A 14962-nucleotide genomic window follows, 5' to 3' on the forward strand; every position below is an offset into this window, starting at 1 on the left:
GCCGGCACCTGCTTCTCGGAAGGAGTCCGAATCGTGCCGTACTACCGACGCCTGGGTGAAGTGCCCGACGAGCGTCACGTGGCCTTCACCGCCGCGTCGGGCGAGCAGTGCTTCGAAGAGTTCATCGGCGAAGAGGGATTCTCCGGCACCGGCTCGCTGCTCTACCACGTGGGCGTGCCCTCGAGTCTGGTCGACTCGCAGCCGTGGGATCTGGGCGATCAGCGTCTGCGCGCGAACGATCCGCTGAAACCGCGTCACCTGAGGCTGCCCGAACTGTTCCCGGACGGGGTGACCGGTCGCGACGCGGTGCGCTCGCGCGTCACGGCGCTCGCGAACTCCGACGTGCGCCTCGCGTATGTCGTTGCCGACGCCGAATCGCCGTTGTACTGCAACGCGATCGGCGACGAGATCGTCTACCTCGAGGCCGGCTCGGCGCGCGTCGACACGATCTTCGGTTCGCTCGACGTGCGTCAGGGCGACAATGTCGTCATCCCGCGCGCCACGATCCATCGTTGGATCCCGACGTCCGGCGAGCTGCGCGCGTATGTCGTCGAAGCCGCCGGGCACGTGCGCCCGCCCGCGAAGTACCTCACCAGGTACGGGCAGTTCCTCGAAGGCTCGCCCCTCAACGAACGCGACATGCGCGGTCCCGAGTCGATCCTGTTGGCCGACAGGGCAGATCGCGAACGCGACACCGACGTCTACGTCAAACATCGCGGCGACGGCGGCGTCAGCGGCTCGGTCGTCACGTACGACCACCACCCGTTCGACGTCGTGGGATGGGACGGCTGCCTGTACCCGTATGCGTTCAACTACCGCAACTTCTCCCCCGTGACGGGCAAGGTGATCCAGCCACCGTCGACCTATCAGATCCTCGAGGGCGACAACTTCGTGGTGTGCAACTTCGTGCCGCGCAAGCTCGAATACCACCCGCAGGCGATCACGGTTCCCTACTACCACTCCAACGTCGATTCCGACGAGGTGATGTTCTACTACGCCGGCGAGACCGCGGCCCGCAAGGGCACCGGGATCGGCAACGCGTCGATCACGCTGCACCCCGCGGGATACACGCACGGGCCGACGCGCAGGGCGTACCTCGATTCGGTCGGCGCCACCGAGAGCAGGGAGATGGCCTTCATGGTCGACACCTTCCGTCCGCTGCAGGTCGCCGAGGCGGCGCTCGCGTGCGACCAGCACGACTACGCGTGGACGTGGTCGGGACGGCACGGCGCGAAGGAGGATCGCGCATGAGCGGCGTGCGGCGCGAAGCGCTGGTTCTGCACCTCGAAGAGGCGCCCCAGGCCGTCGAGACGTACGGCTTCGCGGGCACCCAGGGTGTCACTCTCGAAGGGCAGCTGCTGCGCACCGATGCGTCGTCGGACACGCTGTTCGTGTGCATGCACCCGACATCGACCTTGCAGCTCATGCCGATTCCGACGGCGATGGCGGAGCGCGGCATGCACGTCCTGTGCGCGGCGAGCCGGTATCCCAAAAACGACTCGGCACTCGTGTTCGAGAAGGTCCTGCTCGACCTCGGAGGCTGGATTCGTTGGGCGCGTGAGGAAGCGGGCTACGGCAAGGTCGTCCTGATGGGCTGGTCGGGCGGCGGCTCCCTGTCGTTGCTGTACCAGGCAGAGGCCGAGGATCCCACGATCACGCGCACTCCCGCAGGCGATCCCGTCGACGTCGCGGGCGCGGGCCTGATCCCCGCCGACGGTGTCGTGTTCATCGCGGCGCACCTCTCGCGTGCCGAGACGCTCACCGAGTGGATGGACCCGTCGGTGCTCGACGAATCCGATCCGTACACGCGGGACGCCGAACTCGACATCTACGCCGCCGACCCGCGGCACACGCCGCCCTACGACGCCGGCTTCGTCGAGACGTTCCGACAGGCGCAGCGCGACCGCAACCACCGCATCACCGCATGGGTGCGTGGCGAACTCGATCGGCTGAAGGACGCGGACGGCCCCGAGATCGAGCGGCCGTTCATCGTGCATCGCACGATGTGCGACGTGCGCTGGCTCGATGCGTCCCTTGACCCCAACGAGCGCAGGCCGGGCTGGTGTTATCTCGGCGATCCGCGCACCGCGAATGCGGGTCCGGTGGGCCTGGCACGGTTTTCGACGCTGCGTTCGTGGCTGAGCCAGTGGAGCCTCGCGGACTCGCGGGCGCGCAGCGTGCTCAACGCGCCGCGCATCACCGGTACCCCGGTGCTGCAGATCGAGAACTCCGCCGACGACGCCGTACCCGCGACACACAATGCGATCGTGCGCGCCGCACTCGGCACCGCCGACAAGAGCTACGAGCTGATCCAGGGGGCCACCCACTACTACAAGGGTCAGCCCGAGCATCTCGAGCGGTGTGTCGACATCATCGACAGTTGGTGCCGTGCACGCGAACTGCTCACCTCACCGGCCCCTGCTGTCTCCCGCACGTGAGCAGTGCGGGTGCGCGGACGGTCCGTTCTGCACGGGTTTCGGCTGCGTTGCGCAGGTTTCGGTAGGCCGCACCGTGTCTGTCGGCACCACAAGGTGTGCTCGGTAACGGAGCCTGATCAGTTCTCGAGCAATTCCTGACTGATCGCGTCGGCGGCACGTACGACGACCTCGTGCCGGGCCTTGACGTCGGCGGTGCGTTCGGTCGGTGTGTAGACGGTGAGGCACGCGACGACGCCGTCCATCGAACGGATCGGGACGGCGAGCCCCGACATGCCCGCGGCCTCTTCGTCCTTGGTCATCGCATAGCCACGGCGGCGGATGCGGCCGAGTTCGGGCAGCAGCGGATGGTCGGGATCGCCGAGGATCTGCAGCTGCTCGTCGGGTTCGAGGTGGGCGAGGATGACGCGGCCGCCGACGGTGTCGGCGAGGTCGTAGCGCAAGCCCGGCGGGTAGGAGATCTGCACGAAGTGTTCGCGATTGGCGACGCGATGCATCGACAGCGTCTGGCCGCCGTCGCGCAGGCTGAGCACGACGGTCTCGCGCAACTCGTCGACGAGGACCCGCATGTGCGGGTGCGCGGCGTCGCGGACGGCCCACTCGACGTGTTGCGCGAGCGCGAACAGTTTGGGCCCGAGCCGGTAGATGCCCTCGTTGCGTTTGACGAATCCGCGCTGTTCGAGAGTCGACAGCAACCGATACGCGACGGTGCGGGACAGGTCGAGTTCGCGCGCGGCCTCGGCGATCGACAGCGAACCACGCTGGCCCAGGAACTCGAGCACCTCGAGTGCCTGGTCCGTGGTCTTGGAAACCTCGACCATGCCCATCCCTCCGAAAACATCCGATTATCGGATGCTAGTCGGCGGGTGTCGCCGCGACAACGAGGGGCGCTGCTCGCGCGGCGAGAGGGTCCTCACAGGTCGCGCGCCTCGATCGTGCCGTCACGGATCGCCTCCACGAGTCGCGCGTGATCGGCGAAGGTGCGGTCCGCGTACGCATCGGCGAACTCGGTGATGGCGTGGTCGAAGTTGGCTTTGCCGCCCAGGTAGCCGGCGATCGCGAATCGATTGCCGCCGCGCGCGTGCGCGAACGCGAGGGTGCGACCGCACAGTTCGCCGTACAGCGCGAGGCCGTCGGGCCGCAGTGCCTCGACGACCACCGAACCCTTGCCGTCGCGTAGCTGCCGCACGTAGTAGTCGCGGTCGACGCCCTCGATGTCGGGACCGGTCTGCCAGCCGAGGAAGATGTCGCTCGCCGCCTGGAGCAGGCGCTGCCCTGTCACGACGCGTTTGCCCTGGCTGCGGTGGATCGGCCCGGCGACGTACGGCGCGAGGACCGACGGCTGCGCCTCCTTGATCTGCAGGATCAGCGGGTCGTCGGCGTCGGCGCCCCGGAAGAGCGCGACGAGCGTGCGGGTACCGACACTGCCGACCCCGACGACCTTGCGAGCGAACTCGACCGGCGTGTACGCGTCGAACAGCAGCCGCCGGTCCGACTGCAGCGTGCGCCGGTAGTCGTCGAATCGCGCATGCATCTCGCGCTTCAGCTTCGCGAACTGGCGGTCGGTGGCGATCTCGTCGAGTGGGACGAGCAAGGGCGGATCGCTCTTGAATCGGGGCCTGCCGTCGACCACGGTGGTGAGCTTGCGCAGCGCCTGCAGGCTGTTGCGATTGCGGGCCTTCGCGAGCGCCGCACGCGTCGATTTCTCGCGGGACGTGTCGAGCCGCTCACCGATCTGCTTCAGCAGCGCGTCGACGTCGATGCGCTGGTACCAGACCGCGAGATGGCCGAGTCGCGCCGAGTCGCGCATCGCGTGCCGGTAGGCGTGCGCCGTCGCGAGCGCGGCGGCGCGGCACTTGCGGTCGGAGATGCCGTTGACGCGACCGGAGACCACGACACTCGCGGCGAGCCGCATGACGTCCCATTCGAAGGGTGCGCGGTGCGTTTCGTCGAAGTCGTTGACGTCGAATGCAGTTCGTCGCTCAGGCGTCTGGAAGAGTCCGAAATTGCTCAGGTGGGCATCGCCGCACGCCTGCACCTCGATGCCGCTGTGCGGGGTCTTCGACAGGTCGTCGGCCATCGGCAACGCTGCCCCTCGCAGAAAAGCGAACGGGCTCACTGCCATTCGCCCGTACCGGATCGGGACCAGCTCGGGCAGCCGCGACGCGTCCTGGGACCGCAACAACTCGAGCGGATCGGTGCGATCGGCCTCCGGGCACAGGTGCGCGGGGCTCGAACGCCCAGCCGTCTTGCGTCGCTTCCGTCCGCGCGCGTAGTGCTCCGCTGCGTCCGTCTCGTCGCGGGGCCGGGTCTTCGCCGTGCTCGTCGCCATGGGAGCTCCTCGTGTCCACGGGCCTCCTGCCCGACTCTAGGGCTTTACCCGGACCCGGCGTGCGGATACCGCGGCGCCGCTACGCTCCAGGGGGAGCCGTGGCAGGAGAGGAACCGTGGCATGAGCTTCGTCGAGGTCGTCGAAACCGTCGCCGACTGCATCGACGGCGCAGGCGTCGCCGTCATCGCACTCGGCGCCGTCGTGGTGGCCGTGCGCACGCTGCTGCGCGCGTACCGGCGCGAGGCCCGTGTGTACCCGAGTATGCGGGTCGAGCTGGGCCGCACGATCCTGCTCGGGCTCGAACTGCTGGTCGCAGGCGACATCATCCGCACCGTCGCCGTCACGCCGACCGTCGAGAGCGTGGGGGTGCTCGCGATGATCGTCGCGGTGCGTACCTTCCTCAGTTGGTCGCTCGAGCTCGAGATCAGCGGTCGCTGGCCGTGGCAGCAGAAGCCGGACCCCGGCGCACCGGACGACGGCGAGAAAAGCGCATCGCGTCGTCCGTGAGCTTGCCGTAGCGCAGCGTCAGCATGTCCCGGAAGTAGTTCATCCGCAGCCGCCACGGCGCCCGCGAACCCTGCTTCGGCAGCTCGTCGAGTGCTCGCAGCACGTAACCGGCGTCGAAGTCGAGGAACGGCTCCTCGCGCACCGACGCGTCGCGTTCGGGAACGAAGGTGTCGTATCCGTGCGCGTCCATGTGCGCGAGGACGCGGCAGAAGTACTCGCTCACCAGGTCGGCCTTGAGTGTCCACGACGCATTCGTGTAGCCGATGACGTACGCGAAATTCGGTAGGCCGCTGAGCATCATGCCCTTGTAGGCCATCGTGTGGGTGAGATCGACCGGCTCGCCGTCGACCGCGAACTCGATACCACCGAAGGCGATCAGGTTCAGGCCCGTCGCGGTGATCACGACGTCCGCGTCGAGCGTGCGACCCGACTCGAGCGTGATGCCCGTCTCGGTGAAGGTGTCGATGCGGTCGGTGACGAGCTCGACGTCGCCCTTACGGATGCTGCGGAACAGATCTGCGTCGGGGACGACGCACAAACGCTGGTCCCAGGGGTCGTAACGCGGCGCGAAGTGCGTGTCGACGTCGTAGTCCGGTGGCAGCAGCGGCTGCTGGACCTTGCGGATCGCCTTCCGCGCTAGGGCCGGAAAACGCTGGCACAGTTGATAGGTCGCGACATGGACGATCGAGTTCTTCAGTCGCGTCGCCCGATACGCCGTGTGCGCAGGCAGATACCGCGCGAGGCGCTGTGCGAACTTGTCGCGCGCGGGCAACGGCACGATGTAGGTGGGCGAGCGCTGCAGCATCGTGACCGACTCCGCGTCGCCTGCCATCGACGGCGCCAGCGTGACGGCGGTCGCGCCGCTGCCGACGATCACGACCTTCCTGCCCGCGTAGTCGAGGTCGTCCGGCCAGTGCTGCGGGTGCACCACACGCCCGGCGAAGCGATCGATGCCGGGGAACTCGGGCAGGTAGCCCTGGTCGTACCGGTAGTAGCCGCTGCAGCACATCACCGTGTCGGCCGTGTACTGCACGGTGGTGGCCGCGCCGTTCGTCTCGTCGGTCACCTCGGCCGTGACGGTCCAGTGGTCGTCGGTCCAGTCCATGCGGGTGACCCGGTGCCCGTACCGGATGTGGCGGTCGACGCCGTACTCGGCGGCGGTGTCGCGGACGTACTCGAGGATCGACGCGCCGTCCGCGATCGACTTGTCCCCCGTCCACGGCCGGAATCGGTAGCCGAGCGTGTACATGTCCGAATCGGAACGAATGCCGGGATAGCGGAACAGGTCCCATGTTCCCCCCATCGCGGCGCGGCTCTCCAGGATCACGTACTCGCGGTCGGGGAAGGACGTGTGCACGTGGCACGCCGCGCCGACGCCGGACAGTCCCGCGCCGACGATCAGGACGTCGACATGTCGCGTCTCGGTGGTCGTCATGGCAGCCTCCCGGGTCGTCGTACGGACGTCCACGGTACGCGCGGGTCAGGTAACGGTGGCCCCGGCGCCTCCACGCGACACGAAGCCGATCAGATTGCCGAACGGGTCGAGTACCTGGCACAGCCGTTCGCCGGTGAAGATCGTCTTCGGTCCGCGATGCACCGTGGCGCCGCGGGACGTGCAGTCGGCGACCACCGTGTCGACGTCGTCGACCTCCCAGTACGCGACCGGGCCGTCGGTTCTCGACGGCTTGTTGTACTCGTCCGACACGTGCACGGTGAGCACGGCGGGACCGACGGAGAAACGTGCAAGACGACCGAGCATCGAGTCCGGGCGTTCGTCGGGTCGCTCGCCGAGCAGACGCGCGTACCACTCGATGCCCGCGTCGAGGTCGTCGACGAAGTAGAAGACGTTCGAGACCGGACGCAGGGCACTCATACCCGTATCGTGCCACCGTGAGCACCTCGCGCGGTGAAACTCTGCACACGGCGACGGCACCCGAACCGGCGGGCGACGCCGGTCTCGGAGCCGCGATCCGGGCGCGCCGGCTCGAGCTGGGCCGCACCCTCGTGCAGGTCGCGCGGGACACCGGCCTGTCGCACCCGTTTCTGAGTCAGATCGAGCGCGGCCGCGCGCGGCCGTCGATGCGGTCGCTCTATCTCGTCGCAACGGCCCTCGGTACGACGCAGCAGACTCTCCTCGCACGCGGCGTGTCGACGACACCGGCGGGACGGGTGCGGACTCCCGGCGGCGATCAGGGTGTGCACGCCGCACGGCTCGTCGATCGCGCGGAGGGGGCCGCCGACGTCACCGAGATGGTCGTCACGACCGAACGGTTCGAGGAGTTCTTCCGGCACACGCGCCGTGAACTCGTGTACGTCGTCGCGGGGGTGGTCGAGGTCGAGCTGCACGAGGCGGGTGCGTCGGAGTTCCACACGCTCGCCGCGCGCGAATCCGTCGTGTGCCCCGGCGGCGTCGACCACCGGCACCGCCGCGTCGGAGGCGAGCCCGCGGTGGTGCTGCTCGTGCATTCCGGTGGCAGCGCCGACACGGATTGACCGAAGGAAAATCCCGCTGCCCCAGTGGGTTCTCCGGCCGAAGCGTGTTCACACAACTGTCGACGCGGTTAACCGGACGGCAACACCGGGCCTTCCATACTCGTGGATGTTGATCGGATCAACATTCCATGCCAGGAGCACCGTCGTCTGCACCGAGCCGTCGACGCCGCACGTCAGGAGGCCGTCGATGTCCGGTCGTGTTCGAGAACAGGGTCGTGTTCGACCGCACGCACCGTCCATGCACGACGCGTCGCCCGCGCCCGGGCAGCAGGTGCTCGGCTTCGAACGCACCGACCTGGTGTATCCGAACGGCACGCACGCCCTCGACGCCGTCGATCTCACGGTGCGCGCAGGCGAATTCGTCAGCGTTGTCGGTCCGTCGGGCTGCGGGAAGTCGACATTGCTGCGTATCGCGTCGGGCCTCGAGTCGGCATCGGGTGGGTACGCGCAGGTGGGCGCCAACCGCATCGGTTACGTGTTCCAGGACGCAACGCTGCTCCCGTGGCGCTCGGTGCGCGACAACGTCGCGCTGCTCGCCGAACTCGACGGCGTGCCCAAGGCCGAGCGGCTGCGCCGGGCCGACGACGCGATCGCCCTCGTCGGCTTGCGCGGGTTCGAGAAACACCTGCCGCACATGCTGTCCGGTGGCATGCGCATGCGAGTGTCGGTGGCCCGCTCGCTGACCCTCGACCCGGAGCTGTTCCTGTTCGACGAGCCGTTCGGCGCGCTCGACGAGATCACCCGCCAGCACCTGAACGACGAGACGACCAGGCTGTTCGCCGACCGCCGCTTCGCCGGACTGTTCGTGACCCACTCGGTGTCCGAGGCTGTCTACCTGTCGACGCGCGTCGTGGTGATGTCGGGTAGGCCGGGGCGCATCGTGCAGGACATCGAGGTGCCCTTCGACTTTCCGCGCGAGCCGTCGTTGCGGTACACGGCGGAGTTCACCACGCTCGCGGCCAAGGTCTCGGAAGCACTGCGGGAGGCGCACGCATGAGCAGTGAACTGACCGATCTCGAACGGACAACGCAGGATCCCGGAGCGGGCCTGCTCGCGGACGCGCCGGCCCCGGGCCCGAGGGCGACCTCTCCGCGCCGCTCGCTGTTGCCGGTCCTGGGCCCAGCCGGAGTGTTCGCGCTCCTCGTCGCGGCCTGGTACGCCGTCACCTACCTCGTGCTCGATCCGTCGCGCCGGTTCCTGATGCCTGCGCCGCACACGGTCGTCGTCGACGGCGTGTTCGGCAAGAACATCTCCGAGATGCTGGAAGCGCTCGGGCGCACCACAGGTGTCGCGCTCACCGGCCTCGTGATCGCATTCGTGCTCGGTGTCGCGTGGGCGATTCTCATGTCGCAGGCGCAGTGGGCCGAGACGTCGCTCTTTCCGTATGCGGTCGTGCTGCAGTGCATTCCGATCCTGGCGCTGGTGCCGCTCATCGGATTCTGGTTCGGATTCGGCTTCTCCGCGCGTGTGCTCGTGTGCGTGCTGATCGCCCTGTTCCCGATCGTGTCGAACACCCTGTTCGGTTTGAAGTCGGTGGACAAAGGTCATCGAGAGTTGTTCGCGCTGCACAAGACCCGACGCCTCACCCGGTTGAGGAAGCTCGAGATGCCGGCCGCGCTGCCCGCGATGTTCGCCGGGCTGCGGATCTCCGGCGGGCTCGCCGTCGTGGGTGCCATCGTGGGCGACTTCTTCTTCAAGCAGGGTGCGCCCGGCATCGGCATCCTGATCGACAACTACCGCTCGCGGCTGCAATCACCCCAACTGTTCGCCGCGATCATCCTCGCGTCGCTGCTCGGCATCGCCGTCTTCGCATTCTTCGGCTGGCTGTCGAATCGCGTCGTCGGCAAGTGGCACAACCCGAAGCAGTAACCCCCACCCTCTCGCCTCCCCGTCGCTGTCCCACGAACAGGAGCCCCCATGTCCCGTGCTTCCTCGTCCCGTCGCACGTCCTTCGTCCGTAGAGGCGCGGTGGCCGCGCTCGCGGCGTCGACCGGCGTCGTCCTCACCGCGTGCTCGGGTGGCGCGTCGAGCGAGCCGTCCGGATACGACGGCCCGATCGGGGCGGTCGACCTGTCCCAGTCGTGTCCCGAGACGATCGTCGTGCAGACCGACTGGAATCCCGAGGCCGAACACGGCGGCATGTACCAGATGCTGGGGCCGGACCCACAGATCGATGCGGGTGCCAAGCGTGTGAGCGGACCCCTGTTCGCGAGCGGCGAGTACACCGGTGTGGACATCGAGATCCGTTCGGGTGGACCGGCGATCGGATTCCAGTCGGTGACATCGCAGATGTATCAGGACACCGACATCATGCTCGGCTTCGTCGACACGGACCAGGCGATCATGAGCGCGGGCAGCAACCCGACGACGGGCGTGTACGCGGCACTCGAGAAGAGCCCGATGATGATCATGTGGGATCCCGCGTCGCATCCGGAAGCGCGGTCGATCGCGGACCTGAAGGGCACCGACGCGAAAGTTCTGTACTTCGAGGGCGAACCGTACATGGACTACCTCACCGGCACCGGCATCCTCGACCCGAACCAGGTGGACGGCAGCTACGACGGCACGCCCGCGAACTTCGTCGCTGCCGGTGGCACCAACGGTCAACAGGGCTTCGCGAGCTCCGAGCCGTACGTCTACGAGAACGAGGTCGAGGGCTGGAAGAAGCCCGTCGACTACCAACTCGTGCACGACGCGGGCTACCCGACCTACAAGTCGCCGCTCGCGGTGCGCAGCGGCGAGCTCGACGGCTACGCGTCGTGCCTCGAGCAGCTCGTGCCGGTCATGCAGCAGGCGATGCTCGACTACTTCGCCGACCCGTCGACAGCCAACGCCGTGATCCTCGACGCCGTCGAGCAATTCGACACCGGATGGGTCTACGGGCAGGGCAACGCAGACTACGCGATCGACACGATGCTCGAACAGGGCCTCGTCGGCAACGGCACCACACCCGCGATGGGCGACTTCGACACCGAACGCGTGCAGCGGCTCATCGACATCACCCGGCCGGTCTTCACGAAGCAGGGCAAGGACGTTCCCGCCGACCTGACCCCCGAGCAGGTCGCGACCAACCGGTTCGTCGACACGTCGATCAGCTTCCCGGGGCAGTGATGGCAAGCGCACCCGTCGCGATGGCGCCGGTGTCGGACGCCGGCCGGCCGCCGTTCAGGGCGGCCGACGTCGAGGCGCTCGTACACGACCTCGCCGGCATCCTCGGTGAAGGCGGCGTGAGCACCGCACCGCGTGCGCTCGCCCGCGCATCGAAAGACGGCTCGGGGATGAGCCCGATCCTCACGGCGCAGCAGCCGCTCGGCGCGCCGGACCTCGTGTGCTGTCCGAAATCAGCGCACCAGGTTCCGGACGTCGTCCGCGCCGCGGTGCGCCGCGGGGTTCCGATCACGACGCGCGGCAAGGGCACCGGAAACTACGGACAGGCCGTGCCGCGCTACGGCGGTCTCGTGATCGACATGACCGGCCTCACGACGATCAGCGCGCTCGGCGACGGATACGTCACGGCGGAGGCGGGTGCTCGCATGATCACCCTGGAACGCGCCGCGTGGGATGCGGGGCAGCAGTTGTGGATGTATCCGTCGACGGCGCAGTCCACTCTCGGTGGGTTCGTCGCGGGTGGCTCGGCGGGCACCGGCACGATCGTGCACGGGCGTAACCACATGGGCTTCGTCGACTCCCTCGACGTCGTATACGCGCACGACGACGCCGAGATCGTGCATCTGGCGGGCGACGACGCGCAGCCGATGGTGCACACCTACGGCGTCGCCGGCATCATCGTGCGCGCCACGGTGCAGCTCGAGCCGCTGCAGGACTGGCGCTGCGTGTATGCGAGTTTCGCGTCGCATCACGACGCTTTCGCCGCCGCGGTACACGTGCGCGGGGTGTCCCCGCAGCCACGACTGTGCTCGGCCGACACCGTGACGATGTCGGCGCATCTTCCCACCGACGACGCGATACCGCGCGGACGTGCCAGCCTGCGCACAATCGTCGATTCGGCGGTGGTCGACGAGATTTCGGGCATCGTCGAGGCATGCGGAGGCCGCGTCGAGGCGGTGCGCTCGGGTCTGCAGGACACGCTGCGGGCGAGCATGCTCTCGTACAACCACCCGACGTGGTGGATGCAGAAGGCGGAGCCGGACACATGGTTTCACATGGAGGTCCAGGGCGACGCGCTGGTGGAACGACTCGACGAGGTCGAAGCGGTGTACGAGGACGGCATGCTGCACCTCGAGGTCGGCTACGGGCACATGTTCGGCATGCTCAACGGCCGCTACCGCGATCCACAGCAGGTGTACGACGGCGTCGCGCAACTCGAGGCGCTGGGTGTGGCGGTGCATTCGCCGCACCAGTCGTACGTCGACCGCGACGCCGACCGCATCAGAACGCTGGCGGCGCAGACCGATCCGCGTGGACTGCTCAATCCGGGCCGGTGGCTGTCGTGACAGTGGGCAGGACATGACGACCCGTTCGCGGCGGTACGTCGAGCTGACCACCGTCGAAGCGGCGACGGTACTGGGCCGCGACTCGATCCTCGTGATCCCCACGGGCGCCGTCGAACCGCACGGTCCGCATCTGCCGCTGGCGACCGACCTCGTGATGGCCGACGCCCTCGCCGCCGAGGTCGTCGCGCGTGGCTCGGCGGCGGGTCACGACGTGTGGCTCATGCCCGCGCTCGCTTACACCAAGTCCGACGAGCACGCGCGGTTGCCGGGCACGATGTGGCTCGGTGCCGACACGGTGCTGCGGGTGCTCGTCGACCTCGGGCGCTCGATCGCGGCCACACCCGCCCGGCGCGTGATGTTCGTCAACTGCCACGGGGGAAACTCCGCGCTCCTCGAGGTCGGGCTGCGCGAGCTGCGTCGACGCTTCGACCTGCAGACCTTCCTGTATTCGGGGCCGCCGCGGGCCGGCGAGAGCGAACGCGGCTTCGGCATTCACGCGGGCCATGTCGAGACGTCGATGATGCTGCACGTGCGGCCCGACCTGGTCGACATGACGAAAGCTGCACGCGCTGTGCCCGATTCGATCGCCGACTTCGAGTACGTGGGTTTCGGCAAGCCGGTGCGATTCGGGTGGCTCGCCGACGACTTCTTCGCGTCGGGCGTCGTCGGCGATCCCTCCGGCGCCACCGCCGACGCGGGCGCGGCCTACTTCGAGGACAACGTCGGCACCGTGGTGTCCGCACTCGACGAGATCGCGATCTTCGATCCCGGTCGCGTGCGCTGACGCTCAGCGCGCGGTGCGCACACGCTGCGCGTCGGTCACGATGGCGCGGGTGAGCGCGCGTTCGGGGGCGGTCTGCTCGCGCCGTGACGGCGTGAGCAGCACGAACTCGGTCGGCCCCGGATCGGGCAGGCCGGGCGTCGGGTGCAGGTCGTCGGGCAGCAGGCTCTCGCTGTGCACGAGATAACCGAGGCCTGCGCGCACCGCGGCGCGCAGTCCGAGGTGGCCGTGCGCGGTGCACGTGATGCGGTACGCGAGCCCGGCCCGGCGCAGCGTGGTGAGCGCCGCGTCGCGGGTGAGGCTCGGCGGCGGGTAGGTGACGAGCGGGATAGGTACGCCGGGGTCGGGGACGGCTCCTGCGGGTCCCGCCCACACCAGCCGGTCCTCGAACACCAGGCGGCCGTGCCGTTCGCCCGGCCGACGCTTGACGAAGGCGAGGTCGAGCTGGCCTGCACGCAACCGGTTGTGGATCTCGTCGCTCAGCCCGATCGACAGCTCGAGGTCGATCGCGGGGTGGCTCTCGCGGAACTCGTACAGGATCGACGGCAGCGCCGCCGACACCAGATCCTCCGACACGCCGAACCGGATGCGACCCGACAGCTCGGCGTCGCCGAAGTACTGTGCTGCGCGCTGCTGCGCGTCGAGGATCTCGCGCGCGAACGTGAGCATCGCGGCGCCGTCGGGGGTGAGCGTGACGGAGTGCGTGTCGCGTGCGAACAGCTCGCGGCCCACCTGCTTCTCGAGCTTCGCGATGTGCCCGCTGACGGTGGGCTGGCGCAGGCTCAGCTGCCGTGCGGCCGCGGTGAAGCTGCCGTGGTTCTCCACGGCGAGGAAACTGGCGAGCAGAACAGGGTCGAACACGGCACCCAGCTTATCGCGATACGCGATAGCTGATATAGGTATTATCGCCGCTTTCGATAGCGTCGGCCGGGCTAGCGTCGATGCGTGAAGACACCGAAGCTCGTGCAGACAGTGGGCCGTTACCTCGACGGATTCGTTCTCGCCATCTTCGGTGCCGTGGTGCTCGCGAGCATCTTCCCCGCGACCGGCGCCGCCGAGGACGTCCTCGCATGGGCCACCAAGATCGCGATCGCGCTGCTGTTCCTGCTCTACGGCGCGCGCATGTCGCCCGCCGAGGCGTGGCAGGGCGTCAAACACTGGCGCCTGCACTCGGTGATCCTCGCGATCACGTTCGTCGCCTTCCCGCTGATCGGGCTCGCGCTGCGCGTGCTCGCACCCACCGTGATCTCCGACGACCTGTACACCGGCATCCTCTACCTGTGCCTCGTGCCGTCGACCGTCCAGTCGTCGATCGCGTTCACGTCGATCGCGCGGGGCAATGTCGCGGGCGCGATCGTCAGCGCGTCGTTCTCGAACATCATCGGCGTCTTCGTCACGCCACTGCTCGTCGTGCTGCTCATGAGCACCACCGGCGACGCGCACATCGACGCCGGCTCGGCCGTCGCGATCCTGCTGCAACTGCTCGTGCCGTTCCTCGTCGGCCAGGCGCTGCGGCCGTGGGTCGGCGGCTGGGTGCAGCGGCACGCGAAGCCCACCAAGATCGTCGACCGGGGCTCGATCCTGCTCGTCGTCTACGCCGCGTTCAGTGAAAGCATGAACGAGGGCATCTGGAGCACCGTGTCGGTCGGCCAGATCGTCGTGCTGTTGATCGTGTGCGCCGTGCTGCTCGCGGTGGTGATGGGCCTGAGTTCGGCCGTGGGCACGCGGCTCGGCTTCTCGCTCGAAGACCGCATCGTGATCCTGTTCTGTGGGTCGAAGAAGAGCCTCGCGTCGGGCCTGCCGATGGCGGCGGTGCTGTTCGCGGGTGGCCCGGTGGGCCTGATCGTGCTGCCGCTCATGGTGTTCCACCAGCTGCAGTTGATCGTGTGTGCGATCGTCGCGCAACGTCTGGGCGCTCGCCCCGACCGCACTCTCGTGAGCACTTGACGAGTCCAGGCAC

General features: G+C 68.3%; 15 protein-coding genes. 10 read left to right on the forward strand and 5 right to left on the reverse strand.

Going from position 1 to position 14962, the window contains the following annotated elements:
- Nucleotides 1–33: 33 nt before the first annotated feature.
- Together HCA44_RS16130 and HCA44_RS16135 are read left to right on the forward strand one after the other, a co-directional pair.
- A complete protein-coding gene (locus tag HCA44_RS16130) occupies nt 34–1251 on the forward strand; it encodes a homogentisate 1,2-dioxygenase (RefSeq protein WP_169650181.1) in 1218 nt (405 codons plus the stop codon).
- The gene (locus HCA44_RS16135) at nt 1248–2438 is read left to right on the forward strand and encodes an alpha/beta hydrolase (protein WP_169650182.1); all 1191 of its coding nucleotides are present in this window, start codon (nt 1248–1250) and stop codon (nt 2436–2438) included. The genes HCA44_RS16130 and HCA44_RS16135 overlap by 4 nt, the downstream gene beginning before the upstream one ends.
- 116 nt (nt 2439–2554) lie before the next feature.
- Here the strand turns inward: HCA44_RS16135 and HCA44_RS16140 are convergent, their stop codons facing one another.
- Nucleotides 2555–3256 (reverse strand): IclR family transcriptional regulator, encoded by a 702-nt coding sequence (locus HCA44_RS16140; protein WP_169650184.1) that lies wholly within the window; start codon nt 3254–3256, stop codon nt 2555–2557.
- 92 nt (nt 3257–3348) lie between these two features.
- Nucleotides 3349–4767, reverse strand: a complete 1419-nt coding sequence (locus HCA44_RS16145; RefSeq protein ID WP_169650186.1) for a DUF2252 domain-containing protein — start codon at nt 4765–4767, stop codon at nt 3349–3351.
- A gap of 120 nt (nt 4768–4887) precedes the next feature.
- Here HCA44_RS16145 and HCA44_RS16150 point away from each other — a divergent pair, with 120 nt between their 5' ends.
- Entirely contained in the window at nt 4888–5274 is a 387-nt protein-coding gene (locus tag HCA44_RS16150) for a DUF1622 domain-containing protein (RefSeq protein ID WP_169650188.1), read from the forward strand.
- Here the strand turns inward: HCA44_RS16150 and HCA44_RS16155 are convergent.
- Both HCA44_RS16155 and HCA44_RS16160 read right to left on the reverse strand, forming a co-directional pair.
- A complete protein-coding gene (locus HCA44_RS16155) occupies nt 5192–6709 on the reverse strand; it encodes an NAD(P)/FAD-dependent oxidoreductase (RefSeq protein ID WP_169650190.1) in 1518 nt (505 codons plus the stop codon). The two genes, HCA44_RS16150 and HCA44_RS16155, sit on opposite strands and share 83 nt — an antisense overlap.
- Before the next feature lie 45 nt (nt 6710–6754).
- The gene (locus tag HCA44_RS16160) at nt 6755–7147 is read right to left on the reverse strand and encodes a VOC family protein (RefSeq protein ID WP_169650192.1); all 393 of its coding nucleotides are present in this window, start codon (nt 7145–7147) and stop codon (nt 6755–6757) included.
- A 17-nt stretch (nt 7148–7164) separates the two neighbouring features.
- Between HCA44_RS16160 and HCA44_RS16165 the strand changes: the two genes are divergently transcribed.
- From HCA44_RS16165 to HCA44_RS16190, 6 genes are all read left to right on the forward strand, one after another.
- Entirely contained in the window at nt 7165–7767 is a 603-nt protein-coding gene (locus tag HCA44_RS16165) for a helix-turn-helix domain-containing protein (protein WP_346764752.1), read from the forward strand.
- Nucleotides 7768–8005: 238 nt separating this feature from the next.
- The gene (locus tag HCA44_RS16170) at nt 8006–8764 is read left to right on the forward strand and encodes an ABC transporter ATP-binding protein (RefSeq protein WP_169650194.1); all 759 of its coding nucleotides are present in this window, start codon (nt 8006–8008) and stop codon (nt 8762–8764) included.
- Nucleotides 8761–9636 carry an ABC transporter permease gene (locus tag HCA44_RS16175; RefSeq protein ID WP_169650196.1) on the forward strand — a complete coding sequence of 292 codons (876 nt, stop codon included), beginning with the start codon at nt 8761–8763 and terminating at the stop codon, nt 9634–9636. The genes HCA44_RS16170 and HCA44_RS16175 overlap by 4 nt, the downstream gene beginning before the upstream one ends.
- A 48-nt stretch (nt 9637–9684) precedes the next feature.
- Nucleotides 9685–10878, forward strand: a complete 1194-nt coding sequence (locus tag HCA44_RS16180; protein WP_169650198.1) for an ABC transporter substrate-binding protein — start codon at nt 9685–9687, stop codon at nt 10876–10878.
- Complete coding sequence (locus HCA44_RS16185) at nt 10878–12221, forward strand: FAD-binding oxidoreductase (protein WP_169650200.1); 1344 nt, start codon at nt 10878–10880, stop codon at nt 12219–12221. Before HCA44_RS16180 ends, HCA44_RS16185 begins: the two co-directional genes overlap by 1 nt.
- Before the next feature lie 13 nt (nt 12222–12234).
- Complete coding sequence (locus HCA44_RS16190) at nt 12235–13005, forward strand: creatininase family protein (RefSeq protein WP_169650201.1); 771 nt, start codon at nt 12235–12237, stop codon at nt 13003–13005.
- Nucleotides 13006–13008: 3 nt separating this feature from the next.
- Here HCA44_RS16190 and HCA44_RS16195 read toward each other — a convergent pair whose 3' ends face one another.
- Nucleotides 13009–13863 carry a LysR family transcriptional regulator gene (locus HCA44_RS16195; RefSeq protein ID WP_169650203.1) on the reverse strand — a complete coding sequence of 285 codons (855 nt, stop codon included), beginning with the start codon at nt 13861–13863 and terminating at the stop codon, nt 13009–13011.
- Between the two features lie 102 nt (nt 13864–13965).
- On the opposite strand from HCA44_RS16195, the gene HCA44_RS16200 reads away from it, so the two are divergent.
- Nucleotides 13966–14949 (forward strand): bile acid:sodium symporter family protein, encoded by a 984-nt coding sequence (locus HCA44_RS16200; RefSeq protein ID WP_169650281.1) that lies wholly within the window; start codon nt 13966–13968, stop codon nt 14947–14949.
- The last annotated feature ends 13 nt before the right edge of the window (nt 14950–14962 follow it).

Source organism: Rhodococcus sp. HNM0569, assembly GCF_012726205.1.
GTDB lineage: Bacteria > Actinomycetota > Actinomycetes > Mycobacteriales > Mycobacteriaceae > Rhodococcus_F.

Excerpts from the sequence above, each read along its gene's own strand:
- HCA44_RS16185 (WP_169650200.1), top strand. The coding sequence starts at position 10,878 with ATGGCAAGCGCACCCGTCGCGATGGCGCCGGTGTCGGACGCCGGCCGG.
- HCA44_RS16135 (WP_169650182.1), top strand. The coding sequence starts at position 1,248 with ATGAGCGGCGTGCGGCGCGAAGCGCTGGTTCTGCACCTCGAAGAGGCG.
- HCA44_RS16190 (WP_169650201.1), top strand. The coding sequence starts at position 12,235 with ATGACGACCCGTTCGCGGCGGTACGTCGAGCTGACCACCGTCGAAGCG.
- HCA44_RS16140 (WP_169650184.1), bottom strand. The coding sequence starts at position 3,256 with ATGGTCGAGGTTTCCAAGACCACGGACCAGGCACTCGAGGTGCTCGAG.
- HCA44_RS16155 (WP_169650190.1), bottom strand. The coding sequence starts at position 6,709 with ATGACGACCACCGAGACGCGACATGTCGACGTCCTGATCGTCGGCGCG.
- HCA44_RS16160 (WP_169650192.1), bottom strand. The coding sequence starts at position 7,147 with ATGAGTGCCCTGCGTCCGGTCTCGAACGTCTTCTACTTCGTCGACGAC.
- HCA44_RS16145 (WP_169650186.1), bottom strand. The coding sequence starts at position 4,767 with ATGGCGACGAGCACGGCGAAGACCCGGCCCCGCGACGAGACGGACGCA.
- HCA44_RS16175 (WP_169650196.1), top strand. The coding sequence starts at position 8,761 with ATGAGCAGTGAACTGACCGATCTCGAACGGACAACGCAGGATCCCGGA.
- HCA44_RS16170 (WP_169650194.1), top strand. The coding sequence starts at position 8,006 with ATGCACGACGCGTCGCCCGCGCCCGGGCAGCAGGTGCTCGGCTTCGAA.
- HCA44_RS16180 (WP_169650198.1), top strand. The coding sequence starts at position 9,685 with ATGTCCCGTGCTTCCTCGTCCCGTCGCACGTCCTTCGTCCGTAGAGGC.
- HCA44_RS16150 (WP_169650188.1), top strand. The coding sequence starts at position 4,888 with ATGAGCTTCGTCGAGGTCGTCGAAACCGTCGCCGACTGCATCGACGGC.